The sequence below is a fragment of the Actinomycetospora straminea genome, assembly GCF_028737255.1.
Lineage (GTDB): Bacteria > Actinomycetota > Actinomycetes > Mycobacteriales > Pseudonocardiaceae > Actinomycetospora > Actinomycetospora straminea.
The window spans coordinates 491505-510437 of the sequence record NZ_JAQZAN010000001.1 but is presented as its reverse complement, the minus strand read 5'-3'; the positions used below and the strand labels follow the sequence as shown (position 1 = coordinate 510437).

The 18933-nt window shown below is 71.9% G+C and carries 34 protein-coding genes; 33 read left to right on the top strand and 1 reads right to left on the bottom strand.

Translation table 11 applies throughout. The features are described from left to right. Positions 1-59: 59 nt before the first annotated feature. From rplC to truA, 33 genes are all read left to right on the top strand, one after another. Positions 60-713 (top strand): 50S ribosomal protein L3, encoded by a 654-nt coding sequence (gene rplC / locus PH190_RS02440; RefSeq protein WP_274229897.1) that lies wholly within the window; start codon positions 60-62, stop codon positions 711-713. A gap of 227 nt (positions 714-940) precedes the next feature. After that, positions 941-1588 (top strand): 50S ribosomal protein L4, encoded by a 648-nt coding sequence (gene rplD / locus PH190_RS02435; RefSeq protein WP_274230052.1) that lies wholly within the window; start codon positions 941-943, stop codon positions 1586-1588. Then, entirely contained in the window at positions 1585-1890 is a 306-nt protein-coding gene (gene rplW, locus PH190_RS02430) for a 50S ribosomal protein L23 (RefSeq protein ID WP_274229896.1), read from the top strand. Before rplD ends, rplW begins: the two co-directional genes overlap by 4 nt. A gap of 2 nt (positions 1891-1892) precedes the next feature. Beyond that, entirely contained in the window at positions 1893-2735 is an 843-nt protein-coding gene (gene rplB, locus PH190_RS02425; RefSeq protein ID WP_274229895.1) for a 50S ribosomal protein L2, read from the top strand. A 23-nt stretch (positions 2736-2758) separates the two neighbouring features. Continuing rightward, on the top strand, positions 2759-3040 hold the full coding sequence (gene rpsS, locus PH190_RS02420; protein ID WP_116708465.1) for a 30S ribosomal protein S19: 282 nt from the start codon (positions 2759-2761) through the stop codon (positions 3038-3040). Between the two features lie 52 nt (positions 3041-3092). Continuing rightward, positions 3093-3503: a 50S ribosomal protein L22 gene (gene rplV / locus PH190_RS02415; protein WP_274229894.1), complete on the top strand. Its 411-nt coding sequence runs from the start codon at positions 3093-3095 to the stop codon at positions 3501-3503. Next, positions 3503-4369, top strand: coding sequence for a 30S ribosomal protein S3 (gene rpsC / locus PH190_RS02410; protein ID WP_274200575.1), 867 nt, complete (start codon positions 3503-3505; stop codon positions 4367-4369). Before rplV ends, rpsC begins: the two co-directional genes overlap by 1 nt. Positions 4370-4372: 3 nt before the next feature. Continuing rightward, a complete protein-coding gene (rplP, locus tag PH190_RS02405) occupies positions 4373-4789 on the top strand; it encodes a 50S ribosomal protein L16 (RefSeq protein WP_133829614.1) in 417 nt (138 codons plus the stop codon). Beyond that, positions 4789-5025: a 50S ribosomal protein L29 gene (rpmC, locus tag PH190_RS02400; protein WP_274229893.1), complete on the top strand. Its 237-nt coding sequence runs from the start codon at positions 4789-4791 to the stop codon at positions 5023-5025. The genes rplP and rpmC overlap by 1 nt, the downstream gene beginning before the upstream one ends. An 80-nt stretch (positions 5026-5105) precedes the next feature. Continuing rightward, positions 5106-5408, top strand: coding sequence for a 30S ribosomal protein S17 (rpsQ, locus tag PH190_RS02395; RefSeq protein WP_420791562.1), 303 nt, complete (start codon positions 5106-5108; stop codon positions 5406-5408). 46 nt (positions 5409-5454) lie between these two features. After that, positions 5455-5823 carry a 50S ribosomal protein L14 gene (gene rplN, locus PH190_RS02390; protein WP_116708470.1) on the top strand — a complete coding sequence of 123 codons (369 nt, stop codon included), beginning with the start codon at positions 5455-5457 and terminating at the stop codon, positions 5821-5823. A 3-nt stretch (positions 5824-5826) separates the two neighbouring features. Further along, complete coding sequence (gene rplX, locus PH190_RS02385) at positions 5827-6150, top strand: 50S ribosomal protein L24 (protein WP_274229892.1); 324 nt, start codon at positions 5827-5829, stop codon at positions 6148-6150. Beyond that, positions 6147-6719, top strand: a complete 573-nt coding sequence (rplE, locus tag PH190_RS02380; RefSeq protein WP_274229891.1) for a 50S ribosomal protein L5 — start codon at positions 6147-6149, stop codon at positions 6717-6719. The genes rplX and rplE overlap by 4 nt, the downstream gene beginning before the upstream one ends. A gap of 1 nt (position 6720) precedes the next feature. Further along, complete coding sequence (locus tag PH190_RS02375; protein ID WP_116708473.1) at positions 6721-6906, top strand: type Z 30S ribosomal protein S14; 186 nt, start codon at positions 6721-6723, stop codon at positions 6904-6906. Further along, positions 6903-7154 (top strand): hypothetical protein, encoded by a 252-nt coding sequence (locus tag PH190_RS02370; RefSeq protein WP_274229890.1) that lies wholly within the window; start codon positions 6903-6905, stop codon positions 7152-7154. Before PH190_RS02375 ends, PH190_RS02370 begins: the two co-directional genes overlap by 4 nt. Next, positions 7151-7549 carry a 30S ribosomal protein S8 gene (gene rpsH, locus PH190_RS02365; RefSeq protein WP_274229889.1) on the top strand — a complete coding sequence of 133 codons (399 nt, stop codon included), beginning with the start codon at positions 7151-7153 and terminating at the stop codon, positions 7547-7549. The genes PH190_RS02370 and rpsH overlap by 4 nt, the downstream gene beginning before the upstream one ends. A 19-nt stretch (positions 7550-7568) precedes the next feature. After that, entirely contained in the window at positions 7569-8105 is a 537-nt protein-coding gene (gene rplF / locus PH190_RS02360; protein WP_274229888.1) for a 50S ribosomal protein L6, read from the top strand. Then, entirely contained in the window at positions 8105-8533 is a 429-nt protein-coding gene (gene rplR / locus PH190_RS02355) for a 50S ribosomal protein L18 (RefSeq protein ID WP_274229887.1), read from the top strand. The genes rplF and rplR overlap by 1 nt, the downstream gene beginning before the upstream one ends. 40 nt (positions 8534-8573) lie before the next feature. Beyond that, positions 8574-9206, top strand: a complete 633-nt coding sequence (rpsE, locus tag PH190_RS02350; RefSeq protein ID WP_274229886.1) for a 30S ribosomal protein S5 — start codon at positions 8574-8576, stop codon at positions 9204-9206. Beyond that, complete coding sequence (gene rpmD / locus PH190_RS02345; RefSeq protein ID WP_274200583.1) at positions 9206-9397, top strand: 50S ribosomal protein L30; 192 nt, start codon at positions 9206-9208, stop codon at positions 9395-9397. Before rpsE ends, rpmD begins: the two co-directional genes overlap by 1 nt. Next, positions 9390-9845: a 50S ribosomal protein L15 gene (gene rplO / locus PH190_RS02340; RefSeq protein ID WP_274200584.1), complete on the top strand. Its 456-nt coding sequence runs from the start codon at positions 9390-9392 to the stop codon at positions 9843-9845. The genes rpmD and rplO overlap by 8 nt, the downstream gene beginning before the upstream one ends. A gap of 205 nt (positions 9846-10050) precedes the next feature. Further along, entirely contained in the window at positions 10051-11370 is a 1320-nt protein-coding gene (gene secY, locus PH190_RS02335) for a preprotein translocase subunit SecY (protein WP_274200625.1), read from the top strand. Positions 11371-11431: 61 nt separating this feature from the next. Next, the gene (locus tag PH190_RS02330; protein WP_274229885.1) at positions 11432-11989 is read left to right on the top strand and encodes an adenylate kinase; all 558 of its coding nucleotides are present in this window, start codon (positions 11432-11434) and stop codon (positions 11987-11989) included. Between the two features lie 39 nt (positions 11990-12028). Then, positions 12029-12847 carry a type I methionyl aminopeptidase gene (gene map, locus PH190_RS02325; RefSeq protein WP_274230051.1) on the top strand — a complete coding sequence of 273 codons (819 nt, stop codon included), beginning with the start codon at positions 12029-12031 and terminating at the stop codon, positions 12845-12847. A 68-nt stretch (positions 12848-12915) separates the two neighbouring features. After that, complete coding sequence (locus PH190_RS02320; protein ID WP_274229884.1) at positions 12916-13422, top strand: DUF1707 SHOCT-like domain-containing protein; 507 nt, start codon at positions 12916-12918, stop codon at positions 13420-13422. Positions 13423-13638: 216 nt separating this feature from the next. Beyond that, on the top strand, positions 13639-13860 hold the full coding sequence (infA, locus tag PH190_RS02315; RefSeq protein ID WP_030532868.1) for a translation initiation factor IF-1: 222 nt from the start codon (positions 13639-13641) through the stop codon (positions 13858-13860). A gap of 31 nt (positions 13861-13891) precedes the next feature. Beyond that, a complete protein-coding gene (rpmJ, locus tag PH190_RS02310; protein ID WP_018330934.1) occupies positions 13892-14005 on the top strand; it encodes a 50S ribosomal protein L36 in 114 nt (37 codons plus the stop codon). Between the two features lie 191 nt (positions 14006-14196). Further along, a complete protein-coding gene (gene rpsM / locus PH190_RS02305) occupies positions 14197-14577 on the top strand; it encodes a 30S ribosomal protein S13 (protein WP_274200587.1) in 381 nt (126 codons plus the stop codon). Between the two features lie 53 nt (positions 14578-14630). Continuing rightward, the gene (gene rpsK, locus PH190_RS02300) at positions 14631-15041 is read left to right on the top strand and encodes a 30S ribosomal protein S11 (RefSeq protein ID WP_116708483.1); all 411 of its coding nucleotides are present in this window, start codon (positions 14631-14633) and stop codon (positions 15039-15041) included. A gap of 19 nt (positions 15042-15060) precedes the next feature. Beyond that, positions 15061-15666, top strand: coding sequence for a 30S ribosomal protein S4 (gene rpsD, locus PH190_RS02295; protein WP_274229883.1), 606 nt, complete (start codon positions 15061-15063; stop codon positions 15664-15666). 85 nt (positions 15667-15751) lie between these two features. After that, a complete protein-coding gene (locus tag PH190_RS02290) occupies positions 15752-16825 on the top strand; it encodes a DNA-directed RNA polymerase subunit alpha (protein ID WP_274200589.1) in 1074 nt (357 codons plus the stop codon). 89 nt (positions 16826-16914) lie between these two features. Next, positions 16915-17646, top strand: a complete 732-nt coding sequence (gene rplQ / locus PH190_RS02285; protein WP_274229882.1) for a 50S ribosomal protein L17 — start codon at positions 16915-16917, stop codon at positions 17644-17646. Positions 17647-17699: 53 nt separating this feature from the next. Then, complete coding sequence (gene truA, locus PH190_RS02280) at positions 17700-18512, top strand: tRNA pseudouridine(38-40) synthase TruA (RefSeq protein WP_274229881.1); 813 nt, start codon at positions 17700-17702, stop codon at positions 18510-18512. Positions 18513-18522: 10 nt separating this feature from the next. On the opposite strand, the gene PH190_RS02275 is transcribed toward truA, so the two are convergent. Next, positions 18523-18900, bottom strand: coding sequence for a VOC family protein (locus tag PH190_RS02275; protein WP_274229880.1), 378 nt, complete (start codon positions 18898-18900; stop codon positions 18523-18525). Positions 18901-18933 lie beyond the last annotated feature (33 nt).

Sequence of the window (18933 nt, the reverse complement as noted above, 5' to 3'; positions counted from 1 at the left end):
GGCCGGCCGTGACCAACGCAGCTGCAGCACACACGTACCCGGCCAAGCCGGAGCGGAAGATGAGCGGCGTCCTCGGCACCAAGGTCGGGATGACGCAGGTCTTCGACGAGGCCAACCGCGTCGTCCCCGTGACCGTCGTCAAGGCCGGTCCCTGCGTCGTGACGCAGGTCCGCACGCCCTCGGTGGACGGCTACAACGCCGTCCAGATCGCCTACGGCGCGATCGACCCGCGCAAGGTGAACAAGCCCGAGACGGGCCACTTCTCCAAGGCCGGCGTGACCCCGCGGCGCCACCTCGCCGAGCTCCGCACGAGCGACGCCAGCGACTACGAGGTCGGCCAGGAGGTCACCGCCGAGGTGTTCGCCGCCGGCGCCGTCGTCGACGTCTCGGGCACGAGCAAGGGCAAGGGCACCGCCGGTGTCATGAAGCGCCACGGCTTCGGCGGCCTCGGGGCCAGCCACGGCACGCAGCGCAAGCACCGCTCGCCCGGCGCCATCGGCGGCTGCGCCACCCCCGCGCGCGTCTTCAAGGGCACGCGGATGGCTGGCCGCATGGGCCACGTCAAGACCACGACCCAGAACCTGACCGTGCACGGCGTCGACGCCGACGCCGGCCTGCTGCTGATCCGCGGCGCCGTCCCCGGCCCGCGCGGCGGCCTGGTCCTCGTCACGACGGCCAGCAAGGTCGATCCCGCGAAGGGCGGTGCCCAGTGACCTCGCCTGATTCCTCCCGGGCCGCCGACGGCCACACCCCTGGCCCCGACGAGGCCGAGGGCCCCGACGCGGCCGAGCAGACCGCCGCCGGCACCGGTTCGACGACGGCCGCGGCCACCGCGACCCTGCAGACCGCGCGCCGGTCGGGCTACTCGGCCGGCGAGGCCCGCCGCCTCGCTCGCCGCGACCGCCACGCGCAGGCCGCCGGCGAGACCCGCTCGGTCCCGGTGCACACCCCCGCGGGCGGCACCGACGGCACCGCGGAGCTCCCGGGCGAGCTGTTCGACGCCCCGGCCAGCACCGCGCTGATGCACCAGGTCGTCACCGCGCAGCTCGCGGCGGCCCGCCAGGGCACGCACGACACCAAGACGCGCGGCGAGGTCCGCGGCGGCGGCAAGAAGCCGTACCGCCAGAAGGGCACCGGCCGCGCCCGCCAGGGTTCGGTGCGCGCGCCGCAGTTCACCGGCGGCGGCACCGTCCACGGGCCGACGCCGCGCGACTACGACCAGCGGACCCCGAAGAAGATGAAGGCGGCGGCCCTGCGCGGCGCGCTGTCGGACCGCGCCCGTCACGAGCGCATCCACGTCTTCTCGGCGCTCGTCGACGGCACGGCCCCGTCCACCAAGGGTGCGCGCAGCGCGCTCGAGGCGGTCGTGACGCCGAGCCGGGAGCACCGCACGGTCCTCGCGGTCATCGCCCGCGAGGACGAGGCCGCGCGCCGCAGCGTGGCCAACCTGCCGGCGGTCCACCAGCTCACGCCGGACCAGCTGAACACCTACGACGTCCTGCGCGCCGACGACGTGGTCTTCACGACCGCCGCGCTCGAGGCGTTCGTGGCCGCCCGCTCCACGGGTGGACAGGAGGTCGAGAAGTGATCGCCGACCCGCGAGACGTGATCATCGCGCCGGTCATCTCCGAGAAGAGCTACGGCCTCCTGGAGGAGCGCCAGTACACCTTCCTGGTGAAGCCGGACGCGAACAAGACGCAGATCAAGATCGCCGTCCAGGAGATCTTCGACGTGCAGGTGGCCAGCGTGAACACGCTGAACCGCGAGGGCAAGCGCAAGCGCTCCCGCCGCGGCTTCGGCAAGCGCAAGGACACCAAGCGCGCGGTCGTGACGGTGACGCCCGAGAGCCGGACCATCGACGTGTTCGGCGCGCCCGGGGCAGGGAGCTGACCATGGGAATCCGCAGGTACAAGCCGACGACCGCCGGGCGGCGCGGCGCGAGCGTCTCGGACTTCGCCGAGATCACGCGCGACCACCCGGAGAAGTCGCTGATCCGCCCGCTGCACAACAAGGGCGGCCGCAACGTCACCGGGCGCATCACCACCCGGCACCAGGGCGGCGGCCACAAGCGGGCCTACCGCGTCATCGACTTCCGTCGCCACGACAAGGACGGCGTGCCGGCCAAGGTCGCGCACATCGAGTACGACCCGAACCGCAGCGCGCGCATCGCCCTCCTGCACTACCTGGACGGCGAGAAGCGCTACATCATCGCGCCCGAGCGCCTCGGGCAGGGCGACACGGTGGAGGCCGGCCCCAAGGCCGACATCAAGCCGGGCAACAACCTGCCGATGCGCAACATCCCCACCGGCACGGTGATCCACGCGATCGAGCTCCGTCCCGGCGGCGGCGCGAAGATCGCCCGCTCGGCCGGCGCCCGCGTGCAGCTGGTCGCGAAGGACGGGCCGTACGCCCAGCTGCGGATGCCCTCGGGCGAGATCCGCAACGTCGACGTCCGCTGCCGCGCCACCATCGGCGAGGTCGGCAACGCCGAGCACTCGAACATCAACTGGGGCAAGGCGGGCCGCAACCGCTGGCGCGGCAAGCGCCCGCAGGTCCGCGGTGTCGCGATGAACCCGGTCGACCACCCGCACGGTGGTGGTGAGGGCAAGACCTCCGGTGGTCGCCACCCGGTCAACCCCGCCGGCACCCCCGAGGGCCGCACCCGGACCCGGAAGGCGAGCGACCGCATGATCGTGCGCCGCCGCAAGACCGGCAAGAACCGCAAGAAGCGCTGACGAGAGCAGGAGGGAGCGAAGCGATGCCACGCAGTCTCAAGAAGGGCCCGTTCGTCGACGACCACCTGCTCAAGAAGGTGGACGCGCTCAACGAGGCCAACCGCAAGACCGTCATCCGGACCTGGTCCCGGCGGTCGACGATCATCCCGGACATGATCGGCCACACGCTGGCCGTCCACGACGGGCGCAAGCACGTCCCGGTGTTCGTCTCGGAGTCCATGGTCGGGCACAAGCTCGGCGAGTTCGCCCCGACCCGCACGTTCCGCGGGCACGTCAAGGAGGACCGCCGCTCCCGTCGTCGCTGACGACGGACGAGCGCGGGACCCCCATGGCCCGAGACAAGGAAGGTACGTCCGAATGACCGCAGCAGCCGACACCGCCACGGACCCCCGCGGGGCCGTCGCGCGGGCGCGCTACGTGCGCATGTCGCCGATGAAGGTCCGCCGCGTGGTGGACCTCGTCCGCGGCATGCCCGTCGGCCAGGCCGCCTCGGTGCTCCAGTTCGCCGAGATGAAGGCGGCCGGCCCGGTGGCCAAGGTCGTCGCGAGCGCGGTGGCCAACGCCGAGAACAACTTCGACCTGGACCCGGCGAACCTCGTGATCTCGACGATCACGGTGGACGAGGGTCCGACCATGAAGCGGTTCCAGCCCCGCGCGCAGGGCCGGGCGTACCGCATCCGGAAGCGGACCAGCCACATCTACGTCGAGGTGACCGAGGTCGCCGCGCCGCAGGGCGGCCGTCCGCGCGCGAAGAGGAGTGGCCGCTGATGGGCCAGAAGATCAACCCGCACGGCTTCCGCCTCGGCATCACCACCGACTGGAAGTCGCGCTGGTACGCCGACAAGCAGTACGCCGACTACGTCGCCGAGGACGTCAAGATCCGTCGCATGCTCTCCAAGGGCATGGAGCGCGCCGGCATCTCCAAGGTCGAGATCGAGCGCACCCGCGACCGCGTCCGCGTCGACATCCACACCGCGCGTCCCGGCATCGTCATCGGCCGCCGCGGCGCCGAGGCCGACCGCCTGCGCGGCAACCTCGAGAAGCTGACCGGCAAGCAGGTCCAGCTCAACATCCTCGAGGTCAAGGGCGCCGAGGCGGATGCACAGCTCGTCGCGCAGGGCGTGGCCGAGCAGCTGTCCAACCGCGTGTCGTTCCGCCGCGCGATGCGCAAGGCCATGCAGTCGGCCATGCGCAGCCCGGGCGTCAAGGGCATCCGGGTGCAGTGCTCCGGCCGTCTCGGCGGCGCCGAGATGTCCCGCTCGGAGTTCTACCGCGAGGGGCGCGTGCCGCTGCACACGCTGCGCGCGGAGATCGACTACGGCCTGTTCGAGGCCCGGACCAACTTCGGCCGCATCGGCGTGAAGGTCTGGATCTACAAGGGCGACGTCGTCGGCGGGAAGCGCGAGTCGGAGCGCCAGGCCGCGCTCGACGCCGCGACCCGTGACCCGCGCGGTGGCCGCGGCAACCGCGGCGACCGTCCGCGCGGGCGTCGCTCCGGTTCCTCGGGCACGACGGGGACGAGCACCGAGGCCGGGCGCGCCGCCGCCGAGCAGGCCAACCAGACCGCCGGTGCCAGCACGGGCGGGGCCCCCGCGGGCGCCGCCCCCGAGGCCAGCACGCAGACGGAGTCCTGAGCCATGCTGATCCCCCGCAAGGTCAAGTACCGCAAGCAGCACCGGCCGGACCGGACCGGCGCCGCCAAGGGCGGCACCCAGATGTCCTTCGGTGACTACGGCATCCAGGCCCTGGAGCACGCCTACGTCACCAACCGGCAGATCGAGTCCGCCCGTATCGCCATCACGCGGCACATCCGCCGTGGCGGCAAGGTGTGGATCAACATCTTCCCCGACCGGCCGCTGACCAAGAAGCCGGCCGAGACCCGCATGGGTTCCGGGAAGGGCTCGCCCGAGAAGTGGGTGGCGAACGTGAAGCCGGGCCGGGTCATGTTCGAGATGAGCTACCCCAACGAGGCGACGGCCCGCGAGGCCCTGCGCCGCGCGCAGCACAAGCTGCCGATGCGCTGCCGCATCGTGAGCCGTGAGGAGACCTTCTGATGGCCGCCGGAACCCCCGCCGCCGAGCTGCGCGAGCTCACGAGCGAGGAGCTCGTGGCCCGCGCCCGCGAGGCCAAGGCCGAGCTGTTCAACCTGCGCTTCCAGATGGCGACCGGACAGCTGGACAACAACCGTCGACTGCGGACCGTGCGCCACGACATCGCGCGCATCTACACGGTGATGCGCGAGCGCGAGCTCGGCCTGTCGGTCGCCCCCGACGAGGAGGGAGCGGCATGAGCGAGACCCAGGACACGACTCCGTCCAGCTCGGGGGCGTCGGCCCCGGAGCGCGACGAGGAGCAGCAGGTCCGGTCCGAGGTGAAGCAGGGCGAGAACGCCCAGCAGAGCCCGGCCGGCGCCCGCAACGACGACCGCGGCCTGCGCAAGGTGCGTGAGGGCCTGGTCGTCTCGGACAAGATGGCCAAGACCATCGTCGTCAGCCTCGAGGACCGGGTGAAGCACCCGCGCTACTCGAAGGTCATCCGGCGCACGAAGAAGGTCAAGGCGCACGACGAGAACAACACCGCCGGCCCCGGCGACCGCGTGCTCCTCATGGAGACCCGGCCGCTGTCGGCCACGAAGCGCTGGCGTCTCGTCGAGATCCTCGAGAAGGCCAAGTAATCACCCGAAACCATCCGCCGCGTGCGGGTAGGTCAGGAGAGACGAAGTGATCCAGCAGGAGTCGCGGCTCCGGGTCGCCGACAACACCGGTGCACGGGAGATCCTGTGCATCCGTGTGCTCGGCGGGTCCTCCCGGCGGTACGCGGGCATCGGCGACGTCATCGTGGCGACGGTCAAGGAGGCCATCCCGGCCTCCGGCGTCAAGCGCGGTGACGTCGTGAAGGCCGTCGTCGTGCGCACCCGCAAGGAGAAGCGCCGTCCGGACGGCTCGTACATCAAGTTCGACGAGAACGCCGCCGTCATCATCAAGAACGACCGTGAGCCCCGCGGGACCCGCATCTTCGGCCCGGTGGGCCGCGAGCTGCGCGACAAGAGGTTCATGCGGATCATCTCGCTCGCGCCGGAGGTGCTGTAGCAGATGAAGGTGAAGAAGGGCGACACGGTCGTCGTCATCGCCGGCAAGGACAAGGGCGCCAAGGGCAAGGTCATCCAGGCCTACCCCGACCGCGAGCGCGTGCTCGTGGAGGGCGTCAACCGGATCAAGAAGCACACCGCCCAGTCGGCCAACCAGCGCGGTGCCCAGAGCGGCGGGATCGTCACGCAGGAGGCGCCGATCCACGCGTCGAACGTGATGGTCGTCGACGCCGACGGCAAGCCGACCCGCGTCGGCACCCGCGCCGGTGGCGAGGGCGAGCCCAAGCGCGTGCGCGTCTCGCGGCGCAGCGGGAAGGACCTCTCGTGACCAGTACCGAAGCTCCCGAGACGACCCGTCCGCGGCTGCAGCAGCGGTACCACGACGCGATCAAGGACGCGCTGCAGGAGCAGTTCGGGTACGCGAACCCGATGCTGATCCCCGGCGTCGTCAAGGTCGTCGTCAACATGGGTGTCGGCGAGGCCGCGCGCGACTCGAAGCTGATGGAGGGCGCGGTCCGCGACCTCACCCTCATCGCCGGCCAGAAGCCGGAGATCCGCCGGGCCCGCAAGTCCATCGCGCAGTTCAAGCTGCGCGAGGGCATGCCGATCGGCGCCCGCGCCACCCTCCGCGGTGCGCGCATGTGGGAGTTCCTGGACCGGCTGCTGACCATCGGCCTGCCGCGCATCCGCGACTTCCGCGGCCTCTCGCCGAAGCAGTTCGACGGGTCGGGCAACTACACGTTCGGTCTCTCGGACCAGACGATGTTCCACGAGATCGACCAGGACTCGATCGACCGGCCGCGGGGGATGGACATCACCGTGGTCACCTCCGCGACGACCGACGAGGAGGGCCGGGCGCTGCTCCGTCAGCTCGGCTTCCCGTTCAGGGAGAACTGAGATGGCGAAGAAGGCACTGGTCAACAAGGCCGCGCGCAAGCCGAAGTTCGCGGTGCGCGGCTACACCCGCTGCAACCGGTGCGGGCGTGCCCGCGCGGTGCTGCGCAAGTTCGGGCTCTGCCGGGTCTGCCTGCGCGAGATGGCGCACCGGGGCGAGCTCCCGGGCGTGAGCAAGGCGTCCTGGTGAGGTCGGTGCACGACTCCCGCGACCTCGACGAGGACGCCCCGCGCGAGGGCGCGATCGACCCTGCGCTCCTGCGCCTCATCCAGCGCGTCGCCCACCGCGAGCACCTGCTCGACGGCACGGTGAACTCCACGGCGCCGCGCGTCCGTACGACCGCTGACAGAAGCTCCGCACGCCGCAGGCCCGCCATCGGGAGCGCGCGCACGCGCGCCACCCGGGGAACCACGGCGAGGAAGGTGACCTGGTCATGACGATGACCGACCCGATCGCGGACATGCTCACGCGCATCCGCAACGCCAACTCGGCGTTCCACGAGAGCGCGACCATGCCGCACAGCAAGCTGAAGGCGCACGTGGCGCAGGTCCTCCTGGACCAGGGCTACATCGCCGGCTACCGCACCGAGGCCGCCACCGTGGGCAAGTCCCTCGTGGTCGACCTCAAGTACGGGCCGAACCGCGAGCGCAGCATCGCCGGCATCAAGCGGGTCTCGAAGCCCGGCCTGCGCGTCTACGCGAAGTCGAACGAGCTCCCGCGGGTGCTCGGCGGCCTCGGCGTCGCGATCATCTCGACGTCGTCCGGGCTCCTGACCGACCGGCAGGCCCACCAGCGACGGATGGGCGGGGAAGTCCTCGCCTTCGTCTGGTAGCGGGAAGGGGAACCGAACCATGTCACGCATCGGCAAGGCCCCGATCACCGTGCCGTCGGGCGTCGACGTCACCGTCGACGGTCGCGAGGTCACCGTGAAGGGGCCCAAGGGCACCCTGAGCCACGTGGTCGACGAGCCCATCACGGTCTCGCTCGACGACGGCGTGCTCTCCGTCCAGCGTCCCGACGACGAGCGGGAGAGCCGCGCGCTGCACGGCCTGTCCCGCTCCCTGCTCAACAACCTCGTGCAGGGCGTGTCGCAGGGCTACGAGCGCAAGCTCGAGATCCACGGCGTCGGCTACCGCGTGCAGCTCCGCGGCTCGGACCTCGAGTTCGCGCTGGGCTTCAGCCACCCGGTGAAGATCACGCCGCCGGACGGGATCACGTTCGCGGTCGAGAGCCCCACGCGGTTCTCGGTCCAGGGCATCGACAAGCAGCTCGTCGGCCAGGTCGCCGCGAACATCCGGTGGCTGCGCCGCCCCGACCCCTACAAGGGCAAGGGCGTCCGCTACGCCGGCGAGCAGATCCGCCGCAAGGTCGGGAAGACGGGCAAGTGATGGCTGAGAACAACGGCACCACGACGAGCGCCGCGCCCACGAACAAGGCCCGGGGCCACCTGGGCAAGAACGTCTCGGAGACCCGCCGCGCGGGTCGTACCCGGCGCCACGTCCGGCTGCGCAAGAAGATCGCCGGCACGCCGTCGCGCCCGCGCCTGGTCGTCACCCGCTCCACGCGGCACATCACCGCGCAGGTGGTCGACGACATCGCCGGCCACACGCTCGCGCACGCCTCCACCCTGGAGGCCGACGTGCGCGGCATGGAGGGCGACAAGAAGGCCCAGGCCGCGGAGGTGGGCAAGCTCGTCGCCTCCCGCGCCAAGGAGCAGGGCATCGACGCGGTCGTCTTCGACCGCGGCGGTCGCCGGTACCACGGCCGCATCGCGCAGCTCGCGGATGCGGCCCGCGAGGGGGGTCTGCAGTTCTGATGACCGCGACCCCCGTGAACAGCAACGGAAGGAACCCCTGATGCCGGGACGCACTCGGCGCGACGGACCGGCCGGCTCCAACCAGCAGGGCGGCGAGCGCCAGGGCGGGAGCGCCGGCCGGGACCGCCAGCAGGGCGGCCGCGACCGGTCGCAGGACCGCACCCCGCACCTCGAGCGGGTCGTCGCCATCAACCGCGTGGCCAAGGTCGTCAAGGGCGGCCGGCGCTTCAGCTTCACCGCCCTGGTCGTCGTCGGCGACGGCGACGGCATGGTCGGTGTCGGCTACGGCAAGGCCAAGGAGGTGCCCGCCGCGATCGCGAAGGGCGTGGAGGAGGCGAAGAAGAACTTCTTCCGCGTCCCCCGTGTCGGCGGCACCATCACCCACCCCGTGCAGGGCGAGGAGGCGGCGGGCGTGGTCCTGCTGCGTCCGGCCAGCCCCGGTACCGGTGTCATCGCCGGTGGCCCGGTCCGCGCGGTGCTGGAGTGCGCGGGGATCGCGGACGTGCTGTCCAAGTCCCTGGGCAGCCAGAACGCGATCAACATCGTGCACGCGACCGTCGCGGCGCTGAAGGCCCTGCAGGTGCCCGAGGCCGTCGCCGCCCGTCGTGGCCTGCCGATCGAGGACGTGGCGCCGGCGCGCATGCTGCGTGCCCGTGCCGGGCAGGGGGCGTGATGGCCGACCTCAAGGTCACGCAGACCCGCTCGGAGATCGGCGGGAAGCGCAACCAGCGCGAGACCCTGCGGTCGCTGGGGCTGCGGCGGATCGGCGCGAGCGTCGTCCGTCCCGACACGCCCCAGAACCGCGGGCTGATCAACACGGTCCGTCACCTGGTGACGGTGGAGGAGGTGTCCGGCAATGGGTGACTCGCCCATCAAGCTGCACCACCTGCGCCCGGCGCCCGGGGCCAAGACCGCGAAGACCCGTGTGGGTCGCGGTGAGGCCTCCAAGGGCAAGACCGCCGGTCGCGGCACGAAGGGCACCGGCGCCCGGAAGAACGTCCCCTCGTCGTTCGAGGGCGGCCAGATGCCGCTGCAGATGCGTCTGCCGAAGCTCAAGGGCTTCCGCAACCGCAACAAGGTGGTCTCGCAGGTCGTCAACGTCGGCGACCTGGCGCGGCTGTTCCCCGACGGCGGCGAGGTCGGCCCGGCCGAGCTCGTCGCGGCCGGCGCCGTGCGTCCGGGCCACCCCGTCAAGGTGCTCGGCACCGGCGAGGTCGGCTCGGTGGCGCTGCGCGTGAGCGCGCACGCCTTCTCGGGCTCGGCGAGCGAGAAGCTGTCCGCCGCGGGCGGCAGCGCCACCGTCGTCGAGTAGCAGTACTCCCGACGCCCGCCGGCCCCGCGGCCGCTCCGCACCAGGAGCGGCCCGGGGCCGGTCGTGTGTCCCCGTGTAGTCTCGCTCCGGGTCGGCTCGACCGGCCCGCCCCGGCCCCCGGCGCCCGTTCGCGGCGCGGGGCCTGGACACCCGGCCGGCGCGGCCCGAGGCGCGCGCCCTGGCCGAACGACATCTGGAGGTCCGAGTGCTCGGCGCCGTGCGGTCAGCCCTGGCCACACCGGACCTGCGCAAGAAGATCCTGTTCACGCTCGGCATCGTCGCCGTCTACCGCCTGGGGGCCACGCTCCCGGCGCCCGGCGTCTCCTACTCGAACGTGCAGGAGTGCCTGCGGCAGGTCCAGGGCAGTGACGCGGCGAGCGTCTACTCGCTGATCAACCTCTTCTCCGGCGGGGCGCTGCTCCAGCTGTCGATCTTCGCGCTGGGCATCATGCCGTACATCACGGCGAGCATCATCGTCCAGCTGCTGACGGTCGTCATCCCCCGCTTCGAGCAGCTGAAGAAGGAGGGGCAGAGCGGTCAGGGCAAGCTCACGCAGTACACGCGCTACCTGACCATCGCCCTGGCGGTCCTGCAGTCGACGGGCATCGTGGCCCTGGCCGACCGCAACCAGCTCTTCCAGGACTGCGACCCCGCCCAGTTCCCGATCCTGCCCAACGCCGACATCTTCGACCTCGCGGTCATCGTCATCGTCATGACGGCCGGCACCGCGGTGATCATGTGGTTCGGCGAGCTCGTCACCGAGCGCGGGGTCGGCAACGGCATGTCGCTGCTGATCTTCACCTCGATCGCGGCCCGCATCCCGGCCGAGGGCAACACGATCCTCCAGAACGCCGGCGGCCTCGCCTTCACCGTGGTCTGCGCGTTCGGGCTCGTCATCATCGCGAGCGTCGTGTTCGTCGAGCAGGGCCAGCGGCGCATCCCGGTGCAGTACGCGAAGCGGATGGTCGGTCGCCGGATGTACGGCGGGACGTCGACGTACCTGCCGCTCAAGGTCAACCAGGCCGGCGTCATCCCGGTCATCTTCGGCTCGTCGCTGCTCTACCTGCCCGACCTGCTCTCGCGGATCACGGGCAACCAGGACTCGGGCTTCTCCCGGTTCGTGCAGACGTACCTGGCCAACCAGTCCAACTGGCTGCACATCCTCCTGTACTTCGCCCTCATCATCTTCTTCACGTACTTCTACGTGTCGATCACGTTCAACACCGAGGAACGTGCCGACGAGATGAAGAAGTTCGGCGGGTTCATCCCCGGCATCCGGCCCGGGCGGCCCACGGCCGAGTACCTGAGCTACGTGCTGTCGCGGATCACCTTGCCGGGCTCCATCTACCTCGGCATCATCGCCGTCCTGCCGAACTTCTTCCTGGGCCTGACCGGTCAAGGACAGAACCAGAACTTCCCCTTCGGGGGCACGGCTGTTCTGATCATGGTGGGCGTCGGGCTGGACACGGTGAAGCAGATCGAGAGCCAGCTGATGCAGCGCAACTACGAAGGTTTCCTGCGCTGACCGGGTAGTCGGGCGGAGCGCAACGAGTGACAGCACCGGTGTGGGTCGAGGGAGTGACGTCGTGAGGATCGTGCTGGTGGGCCCGCCGGGAGCGGGCAAGGGAACGCAGGCCGCGCGGCTGTCCGAGCGACTGGACGCGCCCCACATCTCCACCGGCGACATCTTCCGCGAGAACATGAAGAACGAGACGGACCTCGGCAAGGAGGCCCAGCGCTACGTCGACGCGGGCGACCTGGTGCCGGACGAGGTGACCGTCAAGATGGTCAAGGACCGTCTCGCGCAGCCCGACGCGCAGGAGGGGTTCCTCCTCGACGGCTTCCCCCGCAACGCCGCGCAGGCCCGCGAGCTCGAGGACGTCCTGAGCGAGCTCGGCCAGCGCCTCGACGCGGTGCTGGTGTTCGAGGTCGACGACGAGGAGCTCGTCAAGCGCCTCACCTCGCGCGGGCGCTCGGACGACACCGAGGAGACCATCCGGCACCGCCAGGAGGTCTACCGCTCGGAGACCGAGCCGCTGATCGAGCACTACCAGGACATCGCGGTGCGGGTGGATGCCGTCGGGTCGGTCGAGGAGATCACCGACCGCGCCATGGACGCCCTCGCCGACGAGCCCGACGACTGAGTGGGCCAGGGCCGCCGCTCCAGCCGCCTCACCGAGGTCGTGTCCGCGGGGGTGGGCGGCATCGCCGACCGGGTCCGGGGGCGCCTCGTGGAGCTGAAGACACCGGGTCAGGTGGACGCGATGCGCGCCGCCGGGCTCGTGGTGGCGTCCGCGCTCGCCGCGGTCACCGACGCCGCGCGCCCGGGGGCCACCACCGCCGACCTCGACGGGATCGCCGACGCCGCCATCCGTGACGCCGGCGCCGTGCCGTCCTTCCTCGGCTACCAGGGCTTCCCGGCCTCGATCTGCGCGTCGGTCAACGAGCAGGTCGTGCACGGCATCCCGTCGGCCGAGCAGGTCCTCGCCGACGGTGACCTCGTCTCGATCGACTGCGGGGCGATCCTCGAGGGCTGGCACGGCGACGCCGCGGTGACGCTGCTGGTCGGCACCCCGCGCACCGAGGACGAGGCGCTCTCGGCGGCCTGCCGGTCGGCGATGGAGGCCGGGATCGCGCAGCTCGTGCCGGGCGGGCGGCTCGGCGACGTCGGGCACGCGGTCGAGGAGGAGGCGCGCCGGCGTGGGGCGGCGGACGGCCGCGAGTACGGGATCGTCGCCGACTACGGCGGGCACGGCATCGGCACCTCGATGCACATGGAGCCGTTCGTGCCCAACCTCGGCCGCGCCGGGACGGGGATGCGGCTGCGCACGGGGATGGTGCTCGCCATCGAGCCGATGCTCACGGGCGGCACCGACGAGACCGAGGAGCTCGCCGACGGCTGGACGGTCGTCACCGCCGACGGCAGCCGCGCCGCGCACTGGGAGCACTCGGTGGCGGTCACCGACGACGGCCCGCGGGTCCTCACCGCGCCCGCGTCCTGACGACTGGATAGCGGAACTATCCGCTCGCTGCTAGGCTCGGTCGCGAGTCGAGGAGCGGGGTGGTCGGCGTGACCGAGGCAGTGGCCGGGCCGGGCAGCGGGATCGGGACCGGGGTCGGGACCGGCGGGCTGCGGGTGGCGGACGCCGACCGCGAGCGCGTGGCTTCGGTGCTCGAGCGCGCGCACGCCGAGGGGCGGCTGACGCTCGCGGAGTACGACGAGCGCGTGCGGGCCGCGCACGGCGCCGTGGTGGCCGCGGACCTCGCGCCGCTGACCGCGGACCTGCCGGCAGCCCCCGCGGCGACCCCTGCCGCGACTCCCGCGACGGCCCCGGCCCGCCGGCCCCGCGTGACGGCGCTGCGGGTGGCGGTCGCGGTGTGGGCGGCGGTGTCGGTGATCAACCTGGTGATCTGGGTGGCCGTGTCGGTCGGCACGGGCGGGGCGGTCGCGCCGTGGTGGATCTGGGTCGCCGGCCCGTGGGGTGCGGTGCTCGCGCTGCAGGCCCTCGGCGCCCGGGCGGGGCTCGCGCCGCCGGCGCCGTTCGGCTGCGCCGGGTCCCGGGCGCTGCGGCGCTGACCAGGGCCAGGCGAGGTCGCGGGCAGCACCCCGGTGACGAGGCACTCGACACGCCGCGCGTACACTTGACGGCTGGTGCGCGTGTCGTGCCGGTGGCCGCGCGCGCTCGTGCGTGGACGCCGTCCGCGTCGCGCACACCGCGTCCGCCGTTCGCCCGTCGCGAGCAGCGCCGGACACCGGGGGACGCCAGCGTACGTCGATAGGAATGCGGAGGACATGGCGAAGAAGGACGGCGCCATCGAGGTCGAGGGCCGGGTCATCGAGCCCCTGCCCAACGCGATGTTCCGGGTGGAGCTCGAGAACGGGCACAAGGTCCTGGCGCACATCAGCGGCAAGATGCGTCAGCACTACATCCGGATCCTTCCCGAGGACAAGGTCGTCGTCGAGCTGTCGCCCTACGACCTCTCGCGCGGCCGGATCGTCTACCGCTACAAGTGAACCGGGACAGCCTCGGAGTGAGGAAGAGGACGTGAAGGTCCAGCCGAGCGTCAAGCGCATCTGCGCGAAGTGCCAGGTGGTCCGCCGTCACGGGCGGGTCATGGTGATCTGCGACAACCTGCGCCACAAGCAGCGCCAGGGCTGACGCCGCCGCTCACCGGTACCACCGAGCACCGCCGCGGTCGCGCGCGACCGCACCAGAGAACCTCCCCGCACCTACGTCGACACCGACTCGGCGGAGCACCCCCGGCACGGGAGGCCGGGGCCCGCAGCGCCAGCGCTGCGGGACGGGCGGGGAGCCAGACCTCCCGGACGACACGAGGAGCACGTCGCCCCATGGCACGACTCGCCGGCGTCGACCTCCCCCGCGAGAAGCGGATGGAGATCGCGCTGACCTACATCTTCGGGATCGGCCGCAGCCGGTCCAAGGAGATCCTCACCGAGACCGGCATCGACCCCGACCTGCGGTCCAAGGACCTGTCGGACGCCGACGCCGCCACGCTGCGCGCGTACATCGAGAACCACTTCCGGGTCGAGGGCGACCTGCGCCGCGAGGTCCAGGCGGACATCCGGCGCAAGGTCGAGATCGGCAGCTACCAGGGGCTGCGGCACCGCCGCAATCTCCCGGTGCACGGGCAGCGGACGAAGACCAACGCCCGGTCGCGCAAGGGCCCCAAGAAGACGGTTGCCGGCAAGAAGAAGGCCACGCGCAAGTAAGCGCGCCCCGCCGCACGGCGAAGCCGATCGACACCTCAGCCAGGAGTATCTGAATGCCACCCAGGACCCGCCAGGGCGCGGCCGGGGCCAAGAAGGTCCGGCGCCGGGAGAAGAAGAACGTCTCCCACGGCCACGCGCACATCAAGAGCACGTTCAACAACACGATCGTCTCCATCACCGACCCGACCGGCAACGTCATCAGCTGGGCGTCGGCCGGCCACGTGGGCTTCAAGGGCTCGCGCAAGTCGACGCCGTTCGCCGCGCAGATGGCCGCGGAGAACTGTGCCCGCAAGGCCGCCGAGCACGGGATGAAGAAGGTCGACGTCTTCGTCAAGGGCCCGGGCTCGGGCCGCGAGACCGCGATCCGTTCGCTGCAGGCCGCGGGCCTCGAGGTCGGGACGATCTCCGACGTCACCCCGCAGCCGCACAACGGCTGCCGTCCGCCGAAGCGTCGCCGGGTCTAGGCGGAGAGGAGAACACGAGATGGCTCGCTACACCGGCCCCGCCACCCGCAAGTCCCGCCGCCTCAAGGTCGACCTGATCGGCGGCGACAAGTCCTTCGAGCGTCGCCCGTACCCGCCGGGGCAGCACGGTCGGATCCGCATCAAGGAGTCCGAGTACCTGCTGCAGCTGCAGGAGAAGCAGAAGGCCCGCTTCACCTACGGCCTGCTCGAGAAGCAGATGCGCGCCTACTACGAGGAGGCGAACCGTCGCGAGGGCAAGACCGGCGACGAGTTCCTCCGCCTGCTCGAGTCGCGCCTCGACTCGGTCGTCTACCGCGCCGGGCTCGCGCAGACCCGCCGCCAGGCCCGCCAGCTCGTGGGCCACGGCCACTTCCTGGTCAACGGCCAGAAGGTCGACGTCCCCAGCTACCGGGTGACGCAGTACGACATCATCGACGTCCGGGAGAAGTCCCGGAACATGCTGCCCTTCGTGGTGGCGAAGGAGAACTTCGGCGACCGGCCCGTCCCGGGCTGGCTGCAGGTCGTCCCGGACTCGCTGCGCATCTTCGTCCACTCCCTGCCGGAGCGGGCGCAGATCGACACCCCGGTGTCGGAGCAGCTGATCGTCGAGTTCTACTCGAAGTGAGCGGTACCCCGGCCCGGGCAGCCTGCTCGGGCCGGGTCGGGTTCGGCGTCAAATAGCGGACGCCGCATCGGAAGGAAAATCGCACGTGCTGATCTCCCAGCGTCCTGCCCTCTCCGAGGACGCCATCGACGACACCCGCTCCCGGTTCGTCATCGAGCCGCTGGAGCCGGGTTTCGGCTACACCCTCGGCAACTCGCTGCGTCGCACCCTGCTGTCGTCCATCCCGGGCGCGGCCGTGACCAGCATCCGCGTCGACGGGGTCCTCCACGAGTTCACCACCGTCCCGGGGGTGAAGGAGGACGTCACCGACATCATCCTGAACCTCAAGGAGCTGGTCGTCAGCTCGGAGGAGGACGAGCCGGCCACGATGTACCTGCGCAAGCAGGGCCCCGGCACCGTGACGGCGGGCGACATCGTCCCGCCGGCCGGCGTGACCGTGCACAACCCCGACCTCCACATCGCGACCCTGAACGACCAGGGCCGCCTCGAGGTCGAGCTCGTCGTCGAGCGCGGCCGCGGGTACGTCCCGGCCGCGCAGAACAAGGCGTCCGGCGCCGAGATCGGCCGCATCCCGGTCGACTCGATCTACTCGCCGGTGCTCAAGGTCAGCTACAAGGTCGAGGCGACCCGCGTCGAGCAGCGCACCGACTTCGACAAGCTGATCCTCGACGTCGAGACCAAGCCGTCGATGACCCCGCGCGACGCGATCGCGTCCGCCGGGCGCACGCTCGTCGAGCTCTTCGGCCTGGCGCGCGAGCTCAACGTCGACGCCGAGGGCATCGAGATCGGTCCCTCGCCCGCCGAGGCCGACTCGATCGCCGCGTTCGCGATGCCCATCGAGGACCTCGACCTCACGGTCCGGTCCTACAACTGCCTCAAGCGGGAGGGCATCCACACGGTCGGCGAGCTCGTCGGCCGCTCGGAGGCCGACCTGCTGGACATCCGCAACTTCGGTGCGAAGTCCATCGACGAGGTCAAGATGAAGCTCGCGGGTCTCGGGCTGGCCCTCAAGGACAGCCCGCCCGGGTTCGACCCGTCCGCCGCGGCGGCCGACTACCCGTCGGAGGGCTTCGAGTCCTACGGCTCGGACGGCGGCTTCGGCGGCTACGGCGTGTCGGACGACGACGGCCAGGACTACGCCGAGACCGAGCAGCTGTAGTACCCCTCTTTCAGCGACTCTGACGTGCTGCCCCCGCCCGGCCCGCTCGCGGGCCGGGCGGAAAGGCGTCACGAGACAGGAGCAGTGCCATGCCCCAGCCCACCAAGGGCCCGCGGCTCGGGGGTTCCCCCGACCACCAGAAGCTGATGCTGGCCAACCTGGCCACGTCGCTCTTCACGCACGGCCGCATCCACACCACGCGGGCCAAGGCCGAGCGCCTGCGCCCGTACGCGGAGCGGCTGATCACCAAGGCCAAGAAGGGCGGCCTGCACAACCGTCGCCTCATCGCGGAGCAGATCCGCGACAAGGACGTCGTGCACCGCCTCGTGGCCGAGATCGGCCCGTTCTTCGCCGACCGTCCCGGCGGCTACACGCGCATCGTCAAGACCCTGCCCCGCAAGGGCGACAACGCGCCGATGGCCGTCATCGAGCTGGTCAACGAGCGGACCGCGTCCGCGGAGGCCTCGCAGGCCACCCGCACCGCGGCGCCGCAGACCTCCTCGGGCCCGGGCGCCGAGGTCGGCGGCACCGCGACCGGGGCGGCCGCCACGGCCGCGACGATCGCGGCGGCGGAGTCGGATGCCTCCCCGGAGCCGGCCGAGCCCACGGACGCCGCGGCGGCCGAGGGCGTCGGGACCGACGACGACGCCCCCGAGGTGCCGGAGGCCGAGGCGGCAGCGGAGTCGAGCTCGGAGGACGCCGACTCGTCGGCGACCACCGACGTGCCCGAGGGGATGGCCGACAACGCCGCGTCCGCCGCCGGTCTCGACGTGTCCGAGGACGCCGACTCGTCGGCGACCACGGACGGCGAGAAGTCCTGACCGACCGCACCGCACACCGCGAGCCCGCTCCCGACGCCGGGGGCGGGCTCGCGGTGTCTGTACGTCGCCACCGCCTCGACCTGGCCTACGACGGCACCGACTTCTCGGGCTGGGCGCGCCAGCCCGGGCTGCGCACGGTGCAGGGCGTGCTCGAGGAGACGCTGGCGACGATCTGGCGGGTGCCGGTGGCGCTCACCGTCGCCGGGCGCACCGACGCGGGCGTCCACGCCGACGCGCAGGTGTGCCACGTCGACCTGCCGGCCGAGGTCGAGCCGCACCCCGGCGTCGTCGGGCGGCTGGCGCGGATGCTGCCGCCGGATGTCAGGGTCCGGGCGGTGACGCCGGCGCCGGAGGGGTTCGACGCCCGTTTCTCCGCACTGCGCCGCCACTACGAGTACCGGGTCAGCACCGCGCCCTGGGGGCCCGAGCCGCTGCGCGCCCGCGACACCCTGCGCTGGCCCCGACCGCTCGACGTCGACGCGATGAACGAGGCCGGCCGGGGGCTCTTGGGCGAGCACGACTTCGCCGCGTACTGCCGCCCGCGGCCCGGGGCGACGACGGTGCGCGAGCTGCAGCGCCTCGCGTGGACCCGCGCGCCCGGCGAGCACGACGTCCTCGCCGCCCGCCTGTCCGCCGACGCGTTCTGCCACTCGATGGTCCGCTCGGTGGTGGGCGCGCTGCTCGCCGTCGGGGAGGGTCGCCGGCCGGTGTCCTGGCCCGCGGCGCTGCTGGGCGCGGGCGAGCGGTCGAGCGAGGTCACGGTCGTGGCCGCGCGCGGCCTGCGGCTGGTCGGCGTGGACTACCCGGACGACGCCTCGCTGGCGGACCGGGCCGTCACCACGCGGCGCCGGCGCGACGAGCCCTGACACCCCCTGCTCAGCCGCCGCTGCCGTAGGGGCGGGTGAGGATCTCCAGGACGTGGCCGTCGGGGGAGTCGAAGTAGGTGCCCCGCCCGCCGTCGTTGGTGTTCTGCCCCGGCCGGCGACGGGCCGGGTCGGCGAAGGTCGGCACGCCGCGGTCGCGCAGGCGCCCGGCGATGACGTCGAACTCCTCGTCGGGCACGAGGAACGCGTAGTGCTGGGGATGGGGGTCCTCGACGTGCATGTGGTCGAGGTTCGTCCCGTGTGCGACCTCGACGACCGTGAACGGCCCGTAGTGCGTGGCGGCGGGCAGCCCGAGGACCTCGGTGAGGAACGCCGCGCCGGCGTCCGGGTCCCGGGACTCGACGATGGTGTGGTTCAGCTCGATGGGCATGGTCCGAGGGTCCGACCTCGAGCAAGGTCGAGG